This window comes from Carnobacterium sp., from assembly GCF_040274945.1.
Taxonomy (GTDB): domain Bacteria; phylum Bacillota; class Bacilli; order Lactobacillales; family Carnobacteriaceae; genus Carnobacterium_B.
Window position 1 is genome coordinate 116,451 of record NZ_JBEMAR010000008.1, and the last position, 22,691, is coordinate 139,141.

Here is a 22,691-nt window from a genome sequence, read left to right on the forward strand (position 1 = left end):
TGATAAGAAAAAATTTTCAAATAAGAAATCCTGCCGAAGAGAATCGAACTCTCATCTTCTGCGCCACAAGCAGATGTAATAACCATTATACTACGACGGGTGTAATAAAAAGCGCCCAAGAGAGAAAGAATAGTATCTTTGCTCTCCACTTTTGGGCGAAAGAGATCGGGCTCCTCTTTAACCCCACCTTTAAGGGGACCCTCTCTTTTAATATTGGCATTGCTTGGTACGCATTATTAAGGGGCGCAGCAATACTCGCTTCAAAATTTATGAGAGTTTTAATCGCTAATTTGAGGTGTACACTCACAACCCTATCGTAAGACTCCATATTAGCAGAGCCATAAAAAATACCGTTATGGTTAGCCCCCAGCACGGTTTAAAAACTTGCCAGATTATATCCGCAAGGCTCGATACAGCGAATGTCATTCCTGTACCTACCGGCAGTAAGGGAGTCGAACCCCTGTTTCCACGTTCGTAGCGTGGTGTCCTTCCATTAAACGAACTGCCGAAAATAAAAACCTACACGTCTGAATCGTTCATGACCAATTCAGAATCCTCCATCCTGTGTCCTCGGTTTTTAATGCTGGTTGAGAGAATCGAACTCCCATTCCTGGGTTACAAAGCCAGAGTAATAGCCGTTATACTAAACCAGCGTAACCAAGTTGAGGGAACTGGATAGATTTTACTCTAGCAGCTATCAACTTGTGTAAAGGGCTATGACGAGATAGCCAACATTTTTAGAGAATTAACATGGGGTTAACCTATTGAATAGACCCTTGGTAGCTATTCAACCATACTCTCTAAACGGTCACAACGGGGGTCGAACCCGCATGTACACACGCTGACAACGTGGTGGGACTGCCTTTGCCCTATATGACCATAATTGCGGGAACAGGAATCGAACCTGATGTTTTTGGCTTATGAGGCCAACGTGAGACCATTTCACTCTCCCGCAAAATGTCTATTAGTGGATTCGAACCACATCCAAATCGCTTATGAGACGACTTCGGTAAACCTACAACAGACAGTAAACTAGAACCAATAAATAAAATATGCTAAATTAAAAGTTTAGTTTTTTATAGTTAATTGCTGTTTGGTTCTATGCCCCCACTAGGATTCGAACCTAGGACCCTCCGGTTAAAAGCCGGATGCTCTACACCTTTCGGATAACCACTGAGCTATGAAGGCAAAAATAACAAGAACGAAAGTTTAGACCTAATTTAGAGTTCACGCACTCAAGGGAAGTACCTAGAAAAAACCAGCGATCAATTCATTGGCATAAACCTATGAATCAATAAGAATATAACTATTAACATAGTTCCCATTATTAGTTAGAGGATTGCTGTTTCGTTCTTTAAGTGACAGGCAATAAGTAAACAAGAATGATTTTTAGACCTTATAAGTTTTAGCATTTACGTAGCTAAAGGGTAAGTACCTAGAAAAAACCTCTCACGCCGACATATTTGAACTCGCAGACTAGTTGTCGGTTATGTCTGCGGCTCCTCTTAATATCATCTATTAGATTTTTTAAGAGATTGCTGTATCATTCTTTATGATCCGTACGAGAATCGAACTCGTAATTCCACCTTGAAAGGGTAGCGTCTTAACCGTTTGACCAACGGACCAGAATGGGCCCCCTAGGATTCGAACCTAGAGCGTATCTTACGTCACGGATTTACAGTCCGCTTGCTTCACCAATTTGCATAGAGACCCGTTAATGGAGAACAGACACTCCATAATAGACAAGAATCAAACCATATGTGCTACCGTTACACCACAGGCTGTCTGTTAAGCCTACTAGGATTCGAACCTAGACCACCAATTTTCAAGATTGTTTGTAGGGTTTAGTATTGCTGTAAGATTCTTTACTGACTAGAGAGGATTCGAACCTCCAACAATTCGGTTAACAGCCGAGCGCTCTACCATTGAGCTACTAGTCAAAATTTACTAGAAGCCAATAGATGGCTTCTAAGTATTTAATTATCGTACTTCAAATTCTGGAACCAAAGCACTTGGTTTAATAGTGATTTTAAATTGATATTGGTTCGCTTGAACCCAATCAACTTGTTCAACAATATAAACCGTTGTTGGAGATAAGCCTAAAATGTGTTTTTGAAATTCATTTTCACCTGTTTTTGCCATAATTTCTAATTGATTATCTTCTTGGTCAGCATTAACCGACATTTGACCTTCAATCGTATATAACACTTCATCGCTGACAGTATTAATGAAAGTAATCTTTCGTTGCACCTTAAAGTTATCAGCATCTTCACTTAAACTTTGCGAGGCAACTTCAGCATCTGTACAGGCTCCTAAAGCAACTAAGGAAATTGATAGTGCCATAATTAAAAACCATTTTTTGAACTTTTTCATTAGCTATCTCCTTTTATTTAAAATTAACAAGAAGCATCATCAACTTTATGCAATAGTATAGTTTGAAAAATTGCTGTAAGCTTCTTTATATGGACTACAGGATTCGAACCCGCACCCTCTGGTTGGAAGCCAGAGATACTACCCTTATACTAAGTCCACAAAATTTAAAAAACAATCGGGAATGGAGGATTTGAACCTCCGGCCCCTCGGATCCAAACCGAGTGCGCTACCAGACTACGCCAATTCCCGTTAATGCCAGAGCGTGCCCACCCGAATTTCTAATCTCCAGCTGCTAGCCCTAAGACACTGCTAGCCCCCCTCGTATTGCTTATCAAAACTGTATACTATAAATTATACAGTTTTGTCACAACTAGGCTTTTTGATAGCCTACGTGATCTTTATTGCTGTCTGCTTTGTCAGTTTTCACTGCATTTTCTACTAAACGCATGATTGCAGCGAATTTTTGTGGAGATAATTCCAACCCTACTGCTGCTTGAACTTCGCCACCATCGTATGCAACTTCTGGATCGGCCTGGTTTGCGAACCATTCAGTAACTTGTGCAGCTACCACACGGTTTTCTTTTTGCGTTTTAGTTTCGCTTTGACGACGTTTTTCATTCATTTTGTCCACACGTTCAGCTTCTGCCAATAACAATTCTTGGTAACGAGGAGCCTCTGTCAACATTGCTGCTGCTTCACGGAACATTTCTGCTTTGTTTTGTTTAGTCATAATAATCAATCTCCCTTTTATAATTTTTTTATTTATCTTACATACTTATTATAACATCTTATTCAAATTTTTTCAAATAAGTAAGTGACAAGACTCAAAATCTGAAGCAACTCTCTATTTCTTATTACATATATATTATATCATTTTAAATGATATTTTTCAAATATGTTTTAAGACTTAACTACAACCAATTCTTTATCAACTAGCAAGCCACCACAATTACTGTGAGTGTAACGATTATTTAATCGTCTATTTGAGAAAGTAGATGCTCCGCACTTATCACATTCAGAACGAACTCTAAATGATAAAAGAGGTGTTGTTGGAGCTAGTTGTAACTTTTTATTAGTTGATCCTGACGAAAGTGAACCAATATAAGATAACAATTTTTCAAATTCAGGCTCTCCATCGCCATATTTACGCCCACTTTTGTGTAAATACCAGTGAGCAAGTTCATGTTTCAGAACTTTTTCAAATAAAGCTTCATCTTTTGCTAGATATAAAGCGATCTTTGTGAACTGACCAGACATTTCAATTTTATTTCCACCAGGGAAATATCTACCATATGTTCTAGTAAGTCGGTTGTTGATATGAAAAGTTGGAGCATTTGCCTCTTGGTTAGAGAAGAATTGATCAATGATTTTATCTCCCATTTCATTAATCTTCTCTAAAGCTTCAATTTTCTGTTTACCACTGATAGTTCTTGGATAATCTAAACCAAAATTCCCAATTATAGTTGACATTGTACTCCTCCTTTTAATAAAATTAATGACACTAGCGGGATTCGAACCCACATTCTCCGATAGAAAGTCGGATTTCCTAGCCATTAGAAGATAGTGCCGTTTTTAATTTCTTTCTTAACTATATTAATATTATATAATTTTAAAAGAAATTTTTCAAGTTGTAAGCCGTATAGGCTTGAGGACTGATTGAACTTACGCCCAATTCTAGTCCCCAACTTGTAATGTACCCTGCTGGATTCGAACCAGCGACTCCCCTGTTATGAGCAGGGTGCTCTGACCGCTGAACTAAGAGTACAATATTTGGATAGCAGGACTCGAACCTGCACTACATCGTCATGTACGGAGATCTCCAATGGGGAGAATATCCTGCGTCTTCCAGTTTCGCCATATCCAAACTTACCTAGGTTGGGTGTAACATTTTCTCTATCTTTTCTAAACAATGGCTCCACACCAAGGGAAAAAGGAATTGAACCTTAGCCATGTTATGATAGAAAGGCAACCAGAGGAAATTGACTATACAGTTGCCTTAGCTAGTGCCCCGTCCCAAAGAGTTTTTCCTCAACTCTGTGAGCACGCCTTACAGTTAATTCTGCTTTTATTCGTTGGTTTTCGACGCCAACTAGGCTTGCCAAACCTTTAATTCTCAGAGCTGGGTTCGAACCAACATCGCAACCTTCAAAGGGTCGTGTCCTACCAGTTAGACGATCTGAGATAAATTATTATTTCCTTAACTTTCTATAATAATTATAACATTTTTAAAAGAAAATTTCAAGTAAGGAATTACATCCTTGTAAGAAAACCTTACTTGTTAATTAACTTTATAATTTATTATAACACGTTTATAAAAATTTGTCAAGTATTACTTACTTAACTCCTCTTTAACAGCGTCATAAACTAGAACACCATCGCTAATAACCAGAATTACATTATCTGTTTTAACTGGGTTAGCAATAGCTAATGAGGTACCTTCACCAGCTGAAGCAGAGATTTCAGCAGACAATTCTACAAAAGCATCTACCATTTGATCCCATTCTTCTGTTTGGCCTGTACTCAAAACATATTCTACATCTTGAATAAAGGCTTCATCAGTTGGGGTAATAATGAAAGCATTTTGTTCTGCATCATAGACTACAGTCCCTAAATCAGCATAACCTTGTTGCAATACTTTCAAAATAGAATTTTTAGCAGCTTCTTCTTTTAAGTCTGGAGCTTGTGATTCGTGCGTTTTCTCTGGCGGATTTAAACTTTCAACAACCTTATCGCCCGTAACTGCATCTGTATCTTTGGTCTCTTGGGGCGGGACAATCATTGAACATCCTACCAATCCTAAACCAAATAAAAACGTAGCCCCCATTAACAAAATCTTCTTCATTTTATAACTCCCTTTCTTCCCTTAACTTTATAATTAATTATAACATCTTAAATAAAATTTTTCAAATGTTATTTGTAAAACTCTTCATATTTATTAATCATGAACCAATAAAAAGAAGCAACTGTTGGAGCCGATCGAATAATACCATCTTCAATTTTACTGCGAAATTCTTCTAAGGTTAGTTCTTTGAGTTCAACGTATTCATCGCTGTCAAAACGAGTTGGCTTTTTGTCGAAAGGACCTTCTGCATAGTAAATAAAAATCTCTTCATCTGTAAACCCCTCACTAGAGCTAATAACTCCAATTTTCTTTAAATCTTTGCTTGACACAAGCCCCAATTCTTCTTCTAGCTCACGAGCAGCAGCATCTAATGGAATTTCATTACTATCAATAAAACCAGCAGCATTGCCCCAGCGATATTGATTAACTCCAGAACGATACTCATATCCAAGAGAGAAGGTAAGAGTTTGTGGATCAAATACTAAAATAGAAACACAAGGGGCGTGGCGCACAATATGCCTCGTAATTTCCCCTTGATTTTCCAATTCAATTTTTCTTGTAACTACGTCAAATACAGGATTAAAAACAGCTTGGACTTTTTCTTCTAAAATCTTCATAACACGATAACTCCTCCTATAATTTATATAAATAAATATCTATATTAAATTCTTCAGCAGCTTCGGTAATAATTCCAAGAATAATATTCCAGTTTCCACCTGCTAGACCGCAGCCAATACCATATGGTAAGCCAATTTTTACTTCTACGCCATCTTTTTGAATCTTTTGTAGAGCATTGCGCAAAGCCTTTTGGAAATATTCATATTGGGTACGTGTACCCCGACCATATCCAATTTGTGCATATAAATTTACAATTAAAACTCCCTTGTCAATAGCAGCACTATACCCACCTAATCTATCTTTACCTAAAGGAACTGGATGATTATAATCTGCTTCAAATGCTTTAGGATATTGGGCTTTAATTTGACGAGCAATACCAGCTCCCATTTTATTAAAGCAATTACATTGGTGCATAATAACATTACAATCAGATTTTAATAAGTCGCCTTGTACAATTTTAATCATTTAATCGGTCTCCTTTGTATTATATCCACCTTTTTGTGCTTTATCTAAAATATCTTCGTAGGACATGATTGCATAATCTTCACCTGGGATCAGCGTTTCTAAAATATCTCGCAATGTATCATGATGATGCGAACTATCCCCATATGCTAATGAATCAGCAATTTTTTCAATTAACTTTTCTTTATCCAATATTCTTCCTCCTTAATAATAGGTTTTTGTTCTATAATAAAGGTATAAGTATACCATTTTGTAGCATATTTTTTTCTAATAACTTCACAAATTTCTTCATTCGACATAGTTTTATCTGAAATAAATCTAATTTTTTGAGTAAAACAAGGTTCCTCGGTATCACTATCAGTATCACCTTGTCGAAAACCTACTAGATTCTCAAAAGCATCTATTAGTTGATAGCTAAAAAGTTTCTTTTCTGTATTTAGTTCAACTAAAATGGGTAGATTTCTTCTAGCTATCTTACCTACTGCAGGATTAAGAGGAATCATTTCTTCACGAAGATAACCCTGTTTCATTAAATCAATATAAAAAGAATTAAACTCTTCTGTTTCTTTAATAATATATCTTTTAATCATACTAACTCCTCCTTATTTAAGCTTATAAATAATTATAACACTTTAAAACAAAAAAAGCAACTGAAATTAATCAGTTGCCTTTGACTTATTTATCTTTTTTAGATAGCTTGCTCCATTGGTAATATCCAGCTACAGCATTTAATTGGTAAATTACATCACGAATCATAAACCAGTAATTTCCAGATGTTAAGTTTAGACCAAAATTCACAAAGTTAGAACTAGCCCATCCTAACCAGCTAGAAGCTTTACCCATAATCATTAAGAATTGTGAGGTAATACTAATTGCAAATGTCAGAATATTCCCCCAATAAACCCAAGGACCCATTGCAGCCAATGAAAATCCTAGGTAAGGTCCAGCGAAAACTAATACTAGCATTCCGACAATGAAGAAAATAACCGTAAAAATTAATTGCTCTTTGTTAGTTTTAGTTACTTCAACTTTACCATCACCTGACTGATATTTAGGGTTGTTCCAACGTAATAATCCTACAACGTGCATTAAACCAAAGTAGAATCCTGAAACTACCATACCCCAAGTACCAAAATAAGCAAAAGTAGCCATTTCACCAAGGTTTGATAGAATACCTAGCCAGTTACCTAATTTACCTTCTCGATCTGCCAATGTAATAACACATGGGACTCCCAAACAGTAAGCAGTTACAAAGAATACTACTTCCGACCAAACTGCAAAGTTAGTAATTGCAATCCCAAAAGCAAGACCAATGAGAATGAGGGCGATATTGAAATACTTTCGATACTTACCATCACTCATGAATAAATTTCCCCAAAAACTATACGTATTTTCCATACTAATAAACTTCCTTTCTATTTGACAGGTTTCCATTCTTTAACTACAATTTCTTTTTGCTCAACTTCTATTGCGGTTTGAGACCAAAATTCATTTTCCTGCATTTCTGTGGCGGCCTCACTCCAGTGAATCATATAATTTTTATTGTCTTCGGACTGTATAATACCACTCTTGTGGACGTGCCATCGTCCAGTCCCATCAATAAACTCATCAATTAAGAAATATTTTTCGCTATCTTCATAAACTATATCTTTTACTTCTTCTTCAGTTAGTCTAATACTCATATTGATCCTCCTATTTCCATTCCCAGTTACTTTCCATTTCGTTTACTTTCTTTTGGAGTTCTTCGACTGTAACTTTATTTTCTAAGAACTCTTTAACTACCATTTTACAAACTTCATAACGAACTTCATAATCACTGGCAGAAATTTCAACAAAAGGAATATTGTTCACGATATATAAAGATTTAAGCAAAGTTTGGAATTTTTGGCGTTCAGTTTCTTCGCCAATCATTCTCATGCCATCGTCGACCCATTCTACATTGTTATTTAAAAGAATTGTTAGGTCAAACCGGACATTTTCAATTTTGTCTTGAACAGAAGGATGTTGGCGACCCTCATATGTCATACAAAATGCTTGAGTAGCCACAAAGTCTGTATCTGAAAACAACACTTTATTGGCATTGGTTGCAGCAAACTTTAAATCTTGATAATGTCCAGAAACAATATCAGCGTAATGTTTGTATTGTAAAGCACTTTCATCGCCACCTAGTTCAGTTTCTGTAATTGTACGACCATACTCCCATACGGATGTAGTTGCATATAACTGAGATAGTCGATCTGTCATGATTGTTTTACCACTGGATTCCCCACCAGCAATAACAATTTTAGGCACTAATAGCTCACGGCTTGCACGAGGAATAAAGTCCCAGTATTTGTAAGGGTCATTTCGTACTTTAGTCGCTGAAATATTAACTTCAGAACGGTCTTGATCTAGTAAAACTACATCTGAACCGAAGTATTTTTTATACCCTTCCACGTCAGAGTCTTCGTTAATAAAGAATACCGCTTTATCAAAGCTAAAATCTTTCGGAACCTTCCGATGATTTGCAATAGATTCTTTTACTAAATCAGACCAAGGTTGCCAACCATTTGGATAAGATGGTACATCACTTTCATCAACTAAAATAGGAATAATTAAATCTCGTTGATTTTGGAAAGTTTTTTGAACAATAGCAAGCTTATCTTTCCCCGTAAGAGGTCGTTTTAAATTTGAGTCCAAATACAATGCCTGATCTCTTGCTTCATGATGAGAAACAATCACAATAACTTTCTTACAGAGTGTAGACGCACGTTGAATCAAATTAACATGACCAATATGCAATGGATAAAACTTACCTACAACAATACCATATTCTTTCATATAATCAAACTCTCCCTTTTAATTTAATAGATATATAAATACCACGATGGGTCTTGTCTTACTCCACCGCAAATTTCGATATCCTTTTGAACTCTAAAACCCTTATCTCTTAAATAAGAGGCAAAAGCTTCTTGTCTTTCATCATAATAGAATAAACCTTTTACATTAGGTGCAGGAATATGAACTTTTTCCGATCCTTTTTTAGCTTCTTCTAATAAAACTTTTTCAAATTTTACCATTTCTCCAGAAAAAACAGAATCTCTCTCTTGTTTCCCAACACTGGATAATTCTTCTGGTGTTAACATAAGGCTCCTCCTTTTTATTACTCAACTTTATAATTAATTATATCATTATAAACAAAAAATTTCAACTATAAAAGTTGAAATTTCTTCGTAAATGACACTAAATTTGACTTAGGTTGAGGTAAGAAACCTACTACTGTTAGAGAACCCGCTGGAATCTCTGTAAGTCCATTATCTCTAATGAAAAAAGCTCCCATTTCAATAGCCTTTCGTAAATCTTTTTCTTTTGCTCTTAGTATAACTTTTGTTTGAGCACGATCTAGCAAAAACCATTCTTCGTACCATTCTAATCGCTGAACCCATTCTTCTGGAGCAGGAGGTAATTTAGAGCTATGATGATGGTCTGCATAAAATTTTACTTCGTTATCAATCAAAGTCTGAACATGTGCTACTTGACCAGCAATCTTTCCAACGCCCATATTTAGCTCTTTATTAACTAAAATGTACTCGATAATCTTATCTTCATTCAATCTTTTAGTCCTCCTATATTTTTCTCTGCCCAGGACGTCCACTTTTCTTCCACCTTATTAAAAGCATCTTCAATTAGAACGGGGGTTCCGAAGGGAAGATTTGGAAAAGAGGGCGAGTCAATTCCAACATTCAGACAGTTCGCTTCTCTTGGGTCTTGTTCATGGATATGTCCACAAAGATTGCGAAGATTTCTACGATCCTGTCCCAGCCCAAGAGGGTAATGAGTGATGTAATAGACTTTTTTGTTTGCTTTCTTAATTAGGCCCACTTCGTGAAGCTCATATTTTCCTTCTTCATTGTGATTCTTAATATACTTGAAAAACTTACTTGAGTCATGGTTGCCCTTGACAAGAATTACCTTATGAGCATTGATTCGTTCAAGTTGTTCAAATAGAACCTTGGGTTTACCAAAGCCAAAGTCGCCACAATGAATAAGTGTATCTTCTTTTTTAACAGTGGAGTTGATTGCATGAATAATTGTTTCATTCATTTCTTCCACATCGCCAAAATGAAGACGTGTTTTAATAAAACCATCTACACCCATTGCATTATGGTGGAATAAATGGAGATCACTTGTGATATATGTTTTCATACAATCACTTCCTTTCTTTAAATATATTCAATGCTTGTAAGAATTTCAATTACGCTAATTGCGCTATGAAAATTTTCAGATTCTAAAAACTGATATGCGTCTTGTAAAATAGTATTTAATACTTTTTCTGAACGATCGCCAGCATTAAATTTATCAATAGCTTCTTGAATATCCATATTTTTCTCCTTTGTTGATTTATTTTAAGGATAGCAGGGGAATCGAACCCCTAGATGCCGAAACACCACCAGTTTAGCAAACTGACTAGACCTACCAATAGTCAAGGCTATCCGTGTTATAAGGATTGTCCCCAATCCTTTTTATTGTGTTTAGGTTTCCGTTTGTAAGAACCTTTACCCTTTTTAGCTTTGATGACACCAGTACCACGACTAACTTTTGTATTGAAGTCGTGGATGTCATCAATCTTTGATTTATAAGTAGGTTTAAATTTCATCGAAGTTTACTCCTAACTTTTGTTTATTTCTGATTTCTAAAAGACACTTACCTAAAAGATTTTGTCCCCAATTTTCTTTATTTCGAAGTGCGTTTTCCGCATCAAAGCCAATTCCCCAAATTCTATCCCATGGACTAGCTTCAACTAGAATTTGCCCTCTAGTTTTCTTTAGGAAATCTCGGTACACAGGAACAGAAAATTTAGCTTCTAAAGCAAGCATCATTTTTTCCACTTTAACCTTATCCCATTCTTCATCAGAAAAGCCCTTCACTTTTCTTCCTAAAGCTTTTGCCTTATTAGGGCGAATTGCTTCACGAATCTTTTCATAAGACTCCATATCTCCAAAATGAAGTGCTTTTTCAGCCATGAAAATATGTTCTGAAGTTCGCCAAAGTTCTCCCTTGTAAGGAATTAATTCTAATTCAGCGAAGTTAGAAAGAGGACCTCCCCAAAACAAGTAATATTGATTCATTTAATTACCTCCAAAAAATCAGAGCCTATTTAAAGGCTCCGATATATTTAATTGCTCCCAAGCTAGCAGCTTTATCTTTAATATCTGCTACTGCTTCAAACTTATCCCGAAACGGCGAAGTTACAATAACATCAACATTTGTCTTAACTTCTGTTTTTTCAACAGACCAGCGACCTTTTTTGTCCTGTACCCGTTTGTTTTCAAAAGACTTGCGAGTTGTTGATACGATTGCATAAAAATAATTTTTCATAAAATCTTCCTCTCTTTTACTATAATAATATTATATCATCTTTAAAGAAAATTTTCAACTATTTTCTTGTCATATCTAGGAATAATACATCCTCTTCTGGATAATCAGAGAAATAAATATCCCATCTATTCCAGTTAATTTTAGGGAAAAACTTATCAGCTTCCTCAGATCTATCGAAAATAGTCAAATATAATTTATCTAAATAAGGGTAAAATCTATCATATATATTAGCTCCTCCCATGATAATAAATTCTTCTTCACTATCACGATAAGCCCTAATATTCTCAATAAAATGTAATGGAGTAGCCCAAGTAAGTTTTTCTATATCATCTACTTGAATTAAAGCATTGTAGAAAATATCAGGAATATCATCTGGGCCTTCCGCATCAAACAGGACAACATTTCTGCGCTCAGGTAGAAAGGGCTTCTTCAATGAAAGCCAGGTTTTATATCCCATAATAACTGTTTTGCCTTTTGTTTTTTCTACAAAGCGTTTCATATCTAATTTATGTGAATAAAGCAAATCATTATCCTTGCCTATTCCATTGTTGTTATCAATAGCTACAATAGCACTTAACATAGAACCACCTCTATAAAGCCATATCAAACTCTAATTGAGAGCCGATTGCTTTATATCCTTCCATTTTGAAATCTTCTGCCTTTATATCATAAAAGCCAACACCACTAGGGACATCTAAATAGAACTTTATTGGTGAATTATCGAAGATGCTTGTGTTATAGCGATTTAATAAAATCTTAGCATTATCAATATGTCGATCATAAATATGCAGATTCATTACATGCCAACTAAAAGTTCCTAGCTTCCAACCAAATCTTTTAGCAATCATCATTTGAAGTGAAACATATTGTATCTGATTTATACCCATTCCAGCCACTAGAAAATCACTAGATCGTTGGGTAAGACTAGCATCTAAATACATTTCACCATTTACCTTCCGTACATCAAATAAAACCTCAAATGCACAAGGAGGTAATTTAGCATATTCATCTAAATCTTGATACTGCCACAAATTGATGATATTTCTTCGATTGAAAGGATTCTTATCTAAGCCCTCCAAGAGACGATCAATGATAATATGTCTATCTACTGTGGCGCCATATCTTTGTCCAATCGTATCATCTTCTAATGCCCAATCATCCCACCACATTACCCCACGTTCTCGTAAGGCTTTTAGATCAGATGTTTGATCTTGATAAATCCAAAGCATTTCTTGACGACTTAATCCAGTATATACTGGGCGCAAGGAGCTGATTGGTAGCTCTCCTTTACTTAAATCAAATTTAACAAAAACATCTGTTATATAATAGCTTTCTGCTGGGGCACCATCTGATTTATAAACTGGACGACTGCCCTCAGATTTTACTCCATTACTCAAAACTTCCTCGATTGTGTTTGCCACAAACTTATCCATCTTAGTAGTTGTATAACTCATATTCACACTCCTCTTTTGTAGAACGTCACGGTATACTCTCTTTCTTCTAAATCATACTCAAATACAGGCATTATACCATATTCAATAAAATCCAGAAAGAAATTAGTTTCTCCACAATCTCTAATATAGCGAGATTTATCAGCAGGGAAGACAATTTTAAGACCTAAAATTGCGCCCTCCCTAACATCTAAATCATCGTACTCTTGGAATTTATTGATAATATCTTGTTGCATATTGGATATTTGATTATCTAATAATTCTTTATACATTATCATACTCCTAACTTATACGAAAAATCAATTTCTTTTACTTCTAAAGCTGAAGCTTTAAAAACAAGGTCTTTAATCTTTTCAGATTCGCCTTTAGTAATTGCCGGTGCTCGACCATTTACTATTTTCATAGGTACATTAAGAATTTTGATTCCATTAATAGTGAGATCTTTATAAACCAATGTTTTAAATTCCATAATCAATACTCCTCATAGTAATGTTCTAACCAACGAACCATTTTCATATCAAGTAACATATGAAAGTTACCATAATCAAAAGTTTCTGGATATTGTTTAGCTTTTTCTAGTAGAAAATTCGCATCTTTAAATTCGTACTCTTTTTTACCTAATCTAACAGCTAAACATTCTTCTGGCTTTAAACCAGGTAAAGTAGAAGACTGTAAGGCAGATTCAAAGAGTTGCTCTAAATATAGGGCATGTGCCTTATCTTTTAACTGTCCTTTTTTAACCCGATTTTTATATTCTCCTCCAACAGAAAATAAAAAAGATTTCTTATTAAAAACTAAAGAAGTTACAGTTTCATCCGAATCAAATAAAGTTTCTCCATATTGTAAAAAAGGTTCTTGGAATAAAGGCAAACTATTATGATAGCTAGGTTTTTTAAGATATTGTAATAAATAACGAACATCTTTAACTGTAACATGTTCAACCAATGTGTTATTAAGTTCTAAAACTTTTGATACCATTGGCTTACCTAAATATAAATCTTCTTTATCTGGCACTACAAAAGCTACGACATCATAGTCAGAATCTTTATTATAGAAATCGTACAATCGACTTCCATTTAAATATACTGCATAAACATTATAAGGCTGTAAAGCATCTAAAACAACTTGCTTTACTTCTTCTGGCATATTATGTTGTTCCATAAAGATCTCTCCTTTTATAAATAACTTTATAATATATTATAACACAACAAATAAAAAAAAGCAAGGTTTCCCCTGCTTTTTCTAAACAACACTATTTTTTCATCATTTTAGATAACATCAACATCGACATCATATCATTGTTGCTGCCATTTCCGCCACCAAAGATATTCCCGCCATTACCCATTAATGCCATCATCATCATTGGATTGTCAAATAATCCATCATCTTCGCTAGAATCAAAAGCATCTGCTAAAGGATTAATAACTTTTTCAACAAAGTCCATATCTTTCATTACAGCATTTTGAACTTTTGCGGCACTTTGTACAATACCATTAGCCCCTACGTAGTTGTAAGTTTTTGCTTCTGCATCCACATCTACTACATAAACTAATTTGCCACCATCTGGACTAATAACTAAATCGCCAGCTTTCAATTTGCTAAAACGTTCTGGCAAGATCATTGCTGGAAATGGAACTTCCATAGCAAAACCAGTTTCATCGGTTAAAGCTTTGGTTTCTTTATCAAAAGAGAAATAACCACCATCCATTTTAACCGCTAATTTTTGGGTGATCATCGAAAAAGCGAAAACTCCAGTTAATTGTTTACCAACATTTTTAAGTCCTGGGATATTGAAACCTCGTTTTTCTACACTATCTGTTTTCATCATACTATTATCTTCTCCTTCATTTAATTTATAATCATTGTCAAATTTAAATACAGTAACTTTATCTTCGCCAAAAAATTGTGGAAAATCTTTACTAAATAAATTTTCTACATCTCGATCCGTAAGTCCAGCATCTTTAAGGTAAGATTCAGAAAGAGCAAGTTCATATCTATCTTCTTCAAAAAAGACTTCATTAATGAATTTAGTAGCTTTTGTATCCCGCACTTTAAAATCATAAGTTCCTAGCAAATGAACATTAGTAAAATAAAATTTCTTGTTTTTACCGTATGGAGTATCGATATAGCTATAAAAAACATCTTTTTCAAAATCAAGCGATAATTGACGATAGTCCATGTTATATAATAACCAATTAACAAAAATACGTAGCATTTTTGGATGAAGGAAATATTCATATGAACGAGAACTATTTTCAAAATGTCCCTCGATTGAAACCTTCAATCCATCATATTTATTAAGTCCCATAAGTGTTTTTCTCCTTTAACTTTATAATTAATTATATCATTTTAATTAAATTTTTTCAATAAATCTGATAAATGTTCTTTGGCTGTTAATACATTTGGTACAATAGCAACGTATTCTAACAGTCCTAAAATCTTTTCAATTTCTTCTTTATCAACTAAAATTTGTTGTTTGGCTGGAACTTCTTTTTTAATAGGATTAACAAGCGATTCTGCTATTGCTTGACCTGCAAGACGATCTACAAGGTCATTTCCAGCATTTTTACTATGTCCCTTAACCCAAGAGAAGATGGTTTCTACTTTTTGGTCCCCTGAGATTAGCGATAGCATCAACGCATTAACAGATTCCTTATATCCCTTTGTTAAATCCGTATTAGTTTTCCATTCGTTGCGGGCCCATTTACCAATTCCTTCATAATCATGAAAAATCTCAACTTTTCCGCCATTTGGAAAATATGTTTCTTTGTTTGCTTTAACCCATTTTAATGCTTCTAATGTAGCTTCTAGTTCACCATCAATTTGTCGAGAAGCTGGGTTTTCAACAACACTATGTGCTGTGCGCAAAAGAATATCATTTTCATCAAAAGCCGCAAAAGCCCAACCAGCAACGTTTGGGTTGACAGACTGCTTATAACTTCCATCTACATAAATTTTCAAAATATTTTCCTCCTATTTTAACCTACTAACATACGAATTTCTTCCAATATAGAAGCACTGTAATCATCAATTTTTTCTTCAAAGCCTAAATCAACAGTAGCTTCTCTGAAATTAATATCTGGTTCGACAATTTTTTCTGAATTAATAATATCAAAATCGCCAGCAACAGACTCTACTTCTTGTAAGACTTTGATATACTCGGAAAGTTTCATTTTCAAAACCTCTTTCAATTAACTTTATAATTAATTCTATCATTTTAAAAAATAAAAAACAACTAAGGAAAATCCCTTAGCTGTTTTCATAAATTGCTAATAATTCATCTATTTCGTCTGCATCAATATCTTCTATCTGGATAAAATCTAAATCATTAAACATGCCGTTTATAGTTAAGATGACCAATGAGTCTTCTTCCCACCATTCATCGATTCCATTTTCATAGTTATATAGTTGATCCATATCAATATCTAAGATTTCTGACATTTCTTCAAGACTAATTCCATGCTCTATGCGATATTCATAAAGCTTTTCTCCATCGATTATCATATTTATAATCTCCTTCCTTTTTAACTTCCTTCTAAAGGTAGTAAAAAAAGAAAATAAAATATGATAGGAAAAAGGTTAGGTTATTCTGGTATAATATTACCTGTTCTAAAGTCATAGTAAGTCTCATTTTCGCCATCAATCTTGACTTGCAAGATATTTAACTGACCTTTTAAACCAAAAATCTCAGAACATGCGCCACCGTCAATATAAATGTGATCTTTGTTACGATAGATATTATTTTCGTCCTCTTGGGGAATCCATTCAGGATTTAACTCCCTTGTCATAATATGACCCGCAACCACACGTTTATTCCATGGAGTATAACCCATTTGAGCAGGATATTTCCAAACCATATCATCTTTTGAAGAATCAGTCCAATGCCAAGTTGGAGTTTCTTCAAAGCCAGCATGAACGAATAAAGTATTTCCTTCTTCATGGAAATATTTAAGATTCTTCATCCATTCAATTTCTTTAGCATGGTTCTGTAAAATATGTCCGATCACATCTTTTGTCTTATCTTCAAAGGTGCTATCGTAGAAAAGTCCATCACCATATATAAGATTCTTGCCATTCATTTTAAATTTAGCATCTTTAATAAAACTCGCAGCAGTCCTAGCTCCACCATTATGTAGACTAAGCGTATTATACCTATTTTTAAGCCAGGCTAGAAACATTTCTTCGTGGTTCCCCATTAAAGCAATCACATTATCTGAACCATATTTTTCTTGAAGACTCATAATAGATTGAATAATTTCTAAACTACCAAATCCTCTGTCAATATTATCTCCTAAGATAATAATCTTATCTTCTGGTTGTTTTACTAATAAAATATCTTTAATTGCTTCATCGAATTTTTCATTCATTCCATGCGCATCAGATAATGCATATATACTATAATTTTTCATTCTTTTTCCTCCCCATTGCAATAAAAGTAGCCTTTGAACCAGACATCATATATCCAGTTTGTTCTTCACTAGATAATAAAGATAATTTTTCTACTGTAATATCCAACTCTTTGATTCTTTTATTTATTCCTGCTTCTAATCCTTCATTTGAACGACCAAAAACACTAAAAACGCGTACTTCCACCAATAAAAACCTCCTTTTAAAATAACTTATATGAATATTATATCAAAATAAAAAAGAATAGTCAAATGACTATTCTCCTTTCTCTTGAAGATATTTATTAATATTAATAGCTGCTGAAGCTCCATCACCAACTGCTACGGCAATTTGTTTATGATTATCTAGCACAACATCCCCTGCAGCAAATAGTCCATCCATTGCCATAGTTTCATTTTCACAGGCATCAATATAACCATCTTTTAATAGAGGAAACATTTCAATCCAAATACGATCGACTTCACTTTGTAGATATTCTTTATTAAGATTTTCCAGAAACTCTGTTCGAGGAACTTGTCCCACAGCTACGAATACACCATCAACTTTACGCTCAATAGTATAATCAACTTCGTCTCTAGCATCTTCAACAACGATTCTTTCTACTGTTGTATTTCCTTTAATCTCAGTAATTTTAGCATTAAGCATGAACTCAATATTTGGAATTGCTTTTACTAACTCAACTTCTCGATCGGTAGCTCTAAATTCGCTACGACGATGAATAAGAATAACTTTCTCTGCTTGTTTAGCCAAAATTTGAGCATCTTCAAAAGCTGTTTGCCCTCCGCCAACAATGGCAACTGTTTTACCTTGGAACAATGGAGCATCGCAAATTGCGCAATAACTAACTCCTCGTCCAGCAAAGTCTTCTTCACCTGGAACATTTAATTTTCTAGGTTCTGCTCCAGATGCTACTAAAATTGTTCTTGCTTTATAGACTTCTCCCATATCTGTTCTTACTTTAAAGAATCCCATAACTCCATCTTTTCGCACGTCTTGCGCAAAGCCAAAAACTTTTTCTACTCCATCTAATTCTTCTGTTTGCTTAGAAAATTGTTCAATAAGCAAAGGTGCTAAACTATCGTTAAAACCAAGATAGTTTTCAACTGATTCAGTATTTTGTACTTGTCCGCCTAAGCCATACCCAAAGATCCAAGCTACTTTTCTACTAAAACGTGATAGGTAAAGCGCTGCTGACATTGCAGCAGGTCCGCCACCAATTATAATTGTATCATATATAGTCATTAGAAGTCCTCCATTATTTTTATTTTTCCTTCTGAGAGGGTATTCTGAACATCAATAGCTCGTTGATTATCTGATCCATACTTCTTTCCCTCTATTTTTCTATCTATCATAAACCTACCATCTACTAAAACATCTAAATATTCTAGTATTGGTTTGAGTAATTTACTTCTTGAAACTTGCTCCCAAGTAAAACCCGTCCAGCATATTACATTCAAATCAGGACGCCATTCCTTCAAAGCTTTGACTATGTAAATTGTATCTTGTATATTTTTTGGACTTAATGGATCTCCGCCCAAGAGAGCAAGAGTATTTAATTGGAATACGCCTTCGCCCAAGCCATCTTTTACCTCTTGGATTACTTGATCGTTATCCTGATATAATGTTTCGTTTCGTTCCCATGTTTCTTCATTCCAACATCCTGGGCAATGGTGTGGACATTGGTTAAACCATAAAGAGACAGAAGCTCCTCGCCAGCTATTCTCCATGTCATATTTTTTAATCTGATGTAAATAAGCCATACTTTTCCTCCTAAAAAACTTGCAGCAACCTATTTGGTCACTGCAAGGTAGATAAAGATTATAAAAATGATAAAGAAAGGAGCTAGAGGACCTGTCATAACAATCGCCAGATACGCCATAAGACAACACACAAGTAATGAGATAATTATTACTGCATTGTCATAAGCAAACAGTGCATTTAGCACACCTAAAATAATACTTCCTACAATCAAAATTAAAATTGAAAATATTCCAAGTCCTACCATTCTAAAAACTCCTTTATTCTTTAGTTAATTCTTCTAATACGTATTCTAAATCTTCAATCTCCAACACTAAATTATTGTGACGTTTTATATTCCAATAAGCCACACAAGCTATAATGAAAATATAAAAAGGTGTCATTGCAGATACTGCAACAGATGCTATAATAAAAAAAGCTATAATAATTGTAAGAAGTATAGCAATAGCCCAATACCAATAATGGACAACTTTCATCATTTTAAGCTCTATTTTGGCAATTTCAAGTGCTTCTTTAATCATTTGTATTTCTTCTTGCATATGCTTCACCTTACAGAGTGTTTTACTCTGTCCTTAATTTCTTTTTGTTTTCCTGGGTTGTAGCGTGATTCACCTTTTACTTGACCAAAGCTTAAATATCCGCAACAACGAGTTACTTCTGTTAGATTAGTGCTTTCACACTTAGGACAAGACTCTCGGAAATCTCCGCTATGTCCACAGTTCTCACAGGTTGTTGATACAACATTTACTCCATAATATAAACCAAGTTGCATTGCAGCATCAATAGCTTGCATAAGAACGCTTTGGTCTACACCATAAACAAATTCATTATAACTAATTTTGCCACCAGTAGCTATTTGATGGAAAGGAGATTCAAAAGCTAATTTTTCAAATGCAGTTACATCTTCCCATACAGGTACGTGAAAACTATTAGTCATATACTCTCTATCGGTTACGCCTTCGATGATTCCATATTGTTTTTGGTTAATCTTTTGGAATCGATAACATAAACTTTCTGCTGGCGTTGAATATAAAGCATATAAATGATTATATTTCATTGTAGCATTTTCTGTTAATTTTTTCAAATAACGAACAATCTGGATCGCTCTTTTTTGACGATCTTTTTCTTCAGTATTCATGGCATTCAACATTTCATTAACACCAATATAACCTAACGATGCAGTGGATGCTTCATAGATTTTCCCAACTGTTTCATCATAACCAACAGAAGTCCAAGCTCCACCTTCGCAGAAATACAAAGGATTTGTTGAGCCTTTCATTTTAGAGATTTTCTTGTAGTAATCTTCATGAATTTCAAATACCATTTCTGAATATTTTTCAATTAAATCAAAGAATTTGTGCCAATCTCCATTCGCTTCTAAAGCAATTTTTGGTAAGTTTAACGATACAGCTCCAATATTAGAACGACCAGTATAAATTTCTTCTCCATTATGTTCAAAAGGAGATAGATAAGCTCTACATCCCATAGGACTGACTACTTTGCCACCTGTGCGATCGTATACTTCTGCTAAATGACCTGAATCTAAACTTAAATAGTCTGGATATAGACGAGTACGAGAACACTGAATTGCTTCTTGTTTAATGTCAAAGTTTGGAGAGCCAGGATTTCCATTCACTTCTGCACGATGTAAGAATACTAACTTAGGAAAGACAGCAGTAGTTTTCTTTTGGCCCATTCCTTTTTCTCTAACTTTAATTAAGTTTTTAGCAATTTCACGACCCCATACACTTGTATCTAAGCCAAATGTAACTGTTACAAATGGAATCTGTCCTAATGAATTTGAAACCGTATTAAGTTTTGTTTCAAAACCTTGAATACCTTGTTCAATTTCTCTTATAGTCATTTTGTAAGCCATCTCTCTCATTAATTCATCCATAACATCAGAAGTATCAAAGAGAATATCTTGCACATTTTCCTCACAAAATTTTAAATTAGTTTTATAGCTTAATTCAGCATATTTTGCTAATACAGTATCAATTTCTGGAATTGTAAATCCCCCGTATTGCTGTGCACTAGCACTTAGAGTAACATCACCAACAACTGCTAAAGCTGCTTGGATACTCTTAGGCTCAATATATTCAGCACCGTTCAAACTGAAGCCACCATCTAATAGATTACCCATATTAAATAAGCAACAATTTTGCTCACGCAAATAACGTTCAGCCATATCATGGATATGAATGAAACCTTCTTCATGAGCCTCAACCCATTTTGGACTCAATTCATATTGTTTAACAAATTCTTTCATGGTAAGTCCACCAATAAGAGCCTGTTTAGTACTATTTAAACGACTATCTTTATTGGCATTCTCATTATCCCCTGCATAAAGCACCCCTTCTGCCTCTGAGTGAATCTCTTTATAAGATTTTGCTAAATTCTTCTTGTAGTTTCGATAGACTGCATAAGCTTCATATACAACAGGCCATTTCTTCATTAATTCATGTTGAACAATCTCATGCAAGTCACTTGTTTTAATCTTACGATCAAAAGCTAAATGAAACTCAATATAATGAGCAATATCTGCAGCAGCTTTTCTATCTTTTTCATTAATTTCTACAACTTGTTTGGCTGCCGCTAAAATAGCCTCTTCTATTTTTGCCTTGTTAAATTTTTCTTCTGTACCATCTTTCTTGATAACAATAATTTCTTCCATACTAACTTCAATCCTTCCAGTTCTCATTTACGGTAAATAAAATGAAAAATCTCGAAGAAGAGTTTCTTCAAAAAAACCATTATACAACTTTGTATGATTTAGGACTTCCACCTAAGTCTTCTAAGAAACCTTCCTCAGCTAAACGTTTCAAACGAGAAGGAGTTGCACGATTTGACAACCCTAATTCATTTTGCATAACCGTTGAGATATCTTTATTTTTGAAAGGAGTTCCATCAGAATAACCAGCTTTTAATAATTCTTTCATAGCTTCTAATTCCTCTACCTGAATGCCACCCTTTTTAGTTTTAGTAACTTTTTTAACAACTACTTCACCTTCAACAGGTTCTTTTGGCATATCAGAATCAAAAGCAATCAATTCTAAAGCTTGTTCTTCAGTAATATTTAATTTAGACATTAAAAATTGAACATCTTGATTTTTTCTTTTCATAACAAAAACTCCTTTTTGCTTTATTATTTTATTTTATAATTAATTATATCATTTTTAAATCAAAAAGTCAAGAATTTTTGCTCGGTTTCACCTTTAAGCCATATAAATAATTGTATCATTTTATAAAAGAGCTGTCAAATATAAAAACTCTTTAACAAAAAAGCTTCCTTTTTAAATATATAAAAAATAATAAAAATAAACATTAAAAGAAAAAAATCAAATTGTTTTCCCAAGAGGGTAGATAATGGCCCACATTCATCCTCTATTGGGGTAACTCTTATTTCGTAAATAAAGTATAAT

The 22,691-nt window shown here is 34.3% G+C and carries 35 protein-coding genes and 13 tRNA genes; all 48 read right to left on the reverse strand.

Going from position 1 to position 22,691, the window contains the following annotated elements; translation table 11 throughout:
- Positions 1-28: 28 nt before the first annotated feature.
- Positions 29-100: transfer RNA gene (locus tag ABS916_RS09845), tRNA-His, on the reverse strand.
- A 337-nt stretch (positions 101-437) separates the two neighbouring features.
- A tRNA-Arg gene (locus ABS916_RS09850) sits at positions 438-508 on the reverse strand.
- A 73-nt stretch (positions 509-581) separates the two neighbouring features.
- Positions 582-653, reverse strand: a tRNA-Thr gene (locus ABS916_RS09855).
- 230 nt (positions 654-883) lie between these two features.
- Positions 884-955: transfer RNA gene (locus ABS916_RS09860), tRNA-Met, on the reverse strand.
- Positions 956-1,102: 147 nt separating this feature from the next.
- A tRNA-Lys gene (locus ABS916_RS09865) sits at positions 1,103-1,188 on the reverse strand.
- A 365-nt stretch (positions 1,189-1,553) separates the two neighbouring features.
- Positions 1,554-1,625: transfer RNA gene (locus tag ABS916_RS09870), tRNA-Glu, on the reverse strand.
- 4 nt (positions 1,626-1,629) lie between these two features.
- Positions 1,630-1,713 (reverse strand) — tRNA-Tyr (locus ABS916_RS09875).
- A 155-nt stretch (positions 1,714-1,868) separates the two neighbouring features.
- A tRNA-Asn gene (locus tag ABS916_RS09880) sits at positions 1,869-1,940 on the reverse strand.
- Between the two features lie 40 nt (positions 1,941-1,980).
- A complete protein-coding gene (locus ABS916_RS09885; protein ID WP_350451729.1) occupies positions 1,981-2,373 on the reverse strand; it encodes a beta-sandwich lipoprotein in 393 nt (130 codons plus the stop codon).
- Between the two features lie 88 nt (positions 2,374-2,461).
- Positions 2,462-2,532 (reverse strand) — tRNA-Gly (locus ABS916_RS09890).
- Between the two features lie 16 nt (positions 2,533-2,548).
- Positions 2,549-2,622 (reverse strand) — tRNA-Pro (locus tag ABS916_RS09895).
- A gap of 121 nt (positions 2,623-2,743) precedes the next feature.
- Complete coding sequence (locus tag ABS916_RS09900) at positions 2,744-3,103, reverse strand: hypothetical protein (RefSeq protein WP_350451730.1); 360 nt, start codon at positions 3,101-3,103, stop codon at positions 2,744-2,746.
- 170 nt (positions 3,104-3,273) lie between these two features.
- Complete coding sequence (locus ABS916_RS09905) at positions 3,274-3,843, reverse strand: SprT-like domain-containing protein (protein ID WP_350451731.1); 570 nt, start codon at positions 3,841-3,843, stop codon at positions 3,274-3,276.
- Positions 3,844-3,869: 26 nt separating this feature from the next.
- Positions 3,870-3,941: transfer RNA gene (locus ABS916_RS09910), tRNA-Glu, on the reverse strand.
- Positions 3,942-4,065: 124 nt separating this feature from the next.
- Positions 4,066-4,138 (reverse strand) — tRNA-Ile (locus ABS916_RS09915).
- Between the two features lie 345 nt (positions 4,139-4,483).
- Positions 4,484-4,555: transfer RNA gene (locus ABS916_RS09920), tRNA-Gln, on the reverse strand.
- 147 nt (positions 4,556-4,702) lie between these two features.
- Positions 4,703-5,215, reverse strand: a complete 513-nt coding sequence (locus ABS916_RS09925) for a hypothetical protein (RefSeq protein WP_350451732.1) — start codon at positions 5,213-5,215, stop codon at positions 4,703-4,705.
- Positions 5,216-5,283: 68 nt separating this feature from the next.
- Positions 5,284-5,832 (reverse strand): NUDIX hydrolase, encoded by a 549-nt coding sequence (locus ABS916_RS09930; protein WP_350451733.1) that lies wholly within the window; start codon positions 5,830-5,832, stop codon positions 5,284-5,286.
- A gap of 16 nt (positions 5,833-5,848) precedes the next feature.
- Positions 5,849-6,298: a macro domain-containing protein gene (locus tag ABS916_RS09935; protein ID WP_350451734.1), complete on the reverse strand. Its 450-nt coding sequence runs from the start codon at positions 6,296-6,298 to the stop codon at positions 5,849-5,851.
- Positions 6,299-6,487, reverse strand: coding sequence for a hypothetical protein (locus tag ABS916_RS09940; protein WP_350451735.1), 189 nt, complete (start codon positions 6,485-6,487; stop codon positions 6,299-6,301). It lies immediately after the preceding gene.
- On the reverse strand, positions 6,469-6,885 hold the full coding sequence (locus ABS916_RS09945; RefSeq protein ID WP_350451736.1) for a hypothetical protein: 417 nt from the start codon (positions 6,883-6,885) through the stop codon (positions 6,469-6,471). Before ABS916_RS09945 ends, ABS916_RS09940 begins: the two co-directional genes overlap by 19 nt.
- A gap of 85 nt (positions 6,886-6,970) precedes the next feature.
- Entirely contained in the window at positions 6,971-7,693 is a 723-nt protein-coding gene (gene pnuC / locus ABS916_RS09950; protein ID WP_350451737.1) for a nicotinamide riboside transporter PnuC, read from the reverse strand.
- A gap of 17 nt (positions 7,694-7,710) precedes the next feature.
- Positions 7,711-7,977, reverse strand: a complete 267-nt coding sequence (locus ABS916_RS09955; protein WP_350451738.1) for a hypothetical protein — start codon at positions 7,975-7,977, stop codon at positions 7,711-7,713.
- A 10-nt stretch (positions 7,978-7,987) separates the two neighbouring features.
- Positions 7,988-9,115 carry a multifunctional transcriptional regulator/nicotinamide-nucleotide adenylyltransferase/ribosylnicotinamide kinase NadR gene (nadR, locus tag ABS916_RS09960; RefSeq protein ID WP_350451739.1) on the reverse strand — a complete coding sequence of 376 codons (1,128 nt, stop codon included), beginning with the start codon at positions 9,113-9,115 and terminating at the stop codon, positions 7,988-7,990.
- A gap of 23 nt (positions 9,116-9,138) precedes the next feature.
- Positions 9,139-9,420 (reverse strand): hypothetical protein, encoded by a 282-nt coding sequence (locus ABS916_RS09965; RefSeq protein WP_350451740.1) that lies wholly within the window; start codon positions 9,418-9,420, stop codon positions 9,139-9,141.
- A gap of 65 nt (positions 9,421-9,485) precedes the next feature.
- Positions 9,486-9,887 (reverse strand): aminoacyl-tRNA hydrolase, encoded by a 402-nt coding sequence (locus tag ABS916_RS09970; RefSeq protein WP_350451741.1) that lies wholly within the window; start codon positions 9,885-9,887, stop codon positions 9,486-9,488.
- Positions 9,884-10,480: a metallophosphoesterase family protein gene (locus ABS916_RS09975; protein ID WP_350451742.1), complete on the reverse strand. Its 597-nt coding sequence runs from the start codon at positions 10,478-10,480 to the stop codon at positions 9,884-9,886. Before ABS916_RS09975 ends, ABS916_RS09970 begins: the two co-directional genes overlap by 4 nt.
- Positions 10,481-10,497: 17 nt before the next feature.
- Positions 10,498-10,656: a hypothetical protein gene (locus tag ABS916_RS09980; protein ID WP_350451743.1), complete on the reverse strand. Its 159-nt coding sequence runs from the start codon at positions 10,654-10,656 to the stop codon at positions 10,498-10,500.
- 116 nt (positions 10,657-10,772) lie between these two features.
- The gene (locus tag ABS916_RS09985; protein WP_350451744.1) at positions 10,773-10,931 is read right to left on the reverse strand and encodes a hypothetical protein; all 159 of its coding nucleotides are present in this window, start codon (positions 10,929-10,931) and stop codon (positions 10,773-10,775) included.
- Positions 10,921-11,403, reverse strand: a complete 483-nt coding sequence (gene ybiA / locus ABS916_RS09990; RefSeq protein ID WP_350451745.1) for a riboflavin biosynthesis intermediates N-glycosidase — start codon at positions 11,401-11,403, stop codon at positions 10,921-10,923. Before ybiA ends, ABS916_RS09985 begins: the two co-directional genes overlap by 11 nt.
- Positions 11,404-11,428: 25 nt before the next feature.
- Positions 11,429-11,653, reverse strand: coding sequence for a hypothetical protein (locus ABS916_RS09995; protein WP_350451746.1), 225 nt, complete (start codon positions 11,651-11,653; stop codon positions 11,429-11,431).
- Positions 11,654-11,711: 58 nt separating this feature from the next.
- A complete protein-coding gene (locus tag ABS916_RS10000; protein WP_350451747.1) occupies positions 11,712-12,233 on the reverse strand; it encodes a dihydrofolate reductase in 522 nt (173 codons plus the stop codon).
- Between the two features lie 10 nt (positions 12,234-12,243).
- A complete protein-coding gene (locus ABS916_RS10005; RefSeq protein WP_502880598.1) occupies positions 12,244-13,107 on the reverse strand; it encodes a thymidylate synthase in 864 nt (287 codons plus the stop codon).
- Between the two features lie 2 nt (positions 13,108-13,109).
- Positions 13,110-13,376, reverse strand: a complete 267-nt coding sequence (locus tag ABS916_RS10010) for a hypothetical protein (protein WP_350451749.1) — start codon at positions 13,374-13,376, stop codon at positions 13,110-13,112.
- 2 nt (positions 13,377-13,378) lie between these two features.
- Entirely contained in the window at positions 13,379-13,573 is a 195-nt protein-coding gene (locus ABS916_RS10015) for a hypothetical protein (protein WP_350451750.1), read from the reverse strand.
- Between the two features lie 2 nt (positions 13,574-13,575).
- Positions 13,576-14,265, reverse strand: coding sequence for a hypothetical protein (locus tag ABS916_RS10020; protein ID WP_350451751.1), 690 nt, complete (start codon positions 14,263-14,265; stop codon positions 13,576-13,578).
- Positions 14,266-14,356: 91 nt separating this feature from the next.
- Complete coding sequence (locus ABS916_RS10025) at positions 14,357-15,412, reverse strand: hypothetical protein (RefSeq protein WP_350451752.1); 1,056 nt, start codon at positions 15,410-15,412, stop codon at positions 14,357-14,359.
- 41 nt (positions 15,413-15,453) lie between these two features.
- Positions 15,454-16,065, reverse strand: coding sequence for an RNase H family protein (locus tag ABS916_RS10030; protein ID WP_350451753.1), 612 nt, complete (start codon positions 16,063-16,065; stop codon positions 15,454-15,456).
- Positions 16,066-16,082: 17 nt separating this feature from the next.
- Positions 16,083-16,277 carry a hypothetical protein gene (locus ABS916_RS10035; RefSeq protein ID WP_350451754.1) on the reverse strand — a complete coding sequence of 65 codons (195 nt, stop codon included), beginning with the start codon at positions 16,275-16,277 and terminating at the stop codon, positions 16,083-16,085.
- Positions 16,278-16,353: 76 nt separating this feature from the next.
- Complete coding sequence (locus ABS916_RS10040; RefSeq protein WP_350451755.1) at positions 16,354-16,608, reverse strand: helix-turn-helix domain-containing protein; 255 nt, start codon at positions 16,606-16,608, stop codon at positions 16,354-16,356.
- Between the two features lie 80 nt (positions 16,609-16,688).
- Complete coding sequence (locus tag ABS916_RS10045; RefSeq protein WP_350451756.1) at positions 16,689-17,513, reverse strand: metallophosphoesterase; 825 nt, start codon at positions 17,511-17,513, stop codon at positions 16,689-16,691.
- Complete coding sequence (locus ABS916_RS10050; protein ID WP_350451757.1) at positions 17,500-17,697, reverse strand: hypothetical protein; 198 nt, start codon at positions 17,695-17,697, stop codon at positions 17,500-17,502. Before ABS916_RS10050 ends, ABS916_RS10045 begins: the two co-directional genes overlap by 14 nt.
- 69 nt (positions 17,698-17,766) lie before the next feature.
- Positions 17,767-18,753, reverse strand: a complete 987-nt coding sequence (locus ABS916_RS10055; RefSeq protein WP_350451758.1) for an NAD(P)/FAD-dependent oxidoreductase — start codon at positions 18,751-18,753, stop codon at positions 17,767-17,769.
- Positions 18,753-19,271: a 4Fe-4S cluster-binding domain-containing protein gene (locus ABS916_RS10060; protein WP_350451759.1), complete on the reverse strand. Its 519-nt coding sequence runs from the start codon at positions 19,269-19,271 to the stop codon at positions 18,753-18,755. Before ABS916_RS10060 ends, ABS916_RS10055 begins: the two co-directional genes overlap by 1 nt.
- Positions 19,272-19,300: 29 nt before the next feature.
- A complete protein-coding gene (locus tag ABS916_RS10065; protein ID WP_350451760.1) occupies positions 19,301-19,516 on the reverse strand; it encodes a hypothetical protein in 216 nt (71 codons plus the stop codon).
- 13 nt (positions 19,517-19,529) lie between these two features.
- Positions 19,530-19,790, reverse strand: a complete 261-nt coding sequence (locus ABS916_RS10070; protein WP_350451761.1) for a hypothetical protein — start codon at positions 19,788-19,790, stop codon at positions 19,530-19,532.
- A 23-nt stretch (positions 19,791-19,813) separates the two neighbouring features.
- A complete protein-coding gene (nrdD, locus tag ABS916_RS10075) occupies positions 19,814-21,970 on the reverse strand; it encodes an anaerobic ribonucleoside-triphosphate reductase (protein ID WP_350451762.1) in 2,157 nt (718 codons plus the stop codon).
- Positions 21,971-22,022: 52 nt separating this feature from the next.
- Positions 22,023-22,391, reverse strand: a complete 369-nt coding sequence (locus ABS916_RS10080) for a hypothetical protein (RefSeq protein WP_350451763.1) — start codon at positions 22,389-22,391, stop codon at positions 22,023-22,025.
- Positions 22,392-22,691 lie beyond the last annotated feature (300 nt).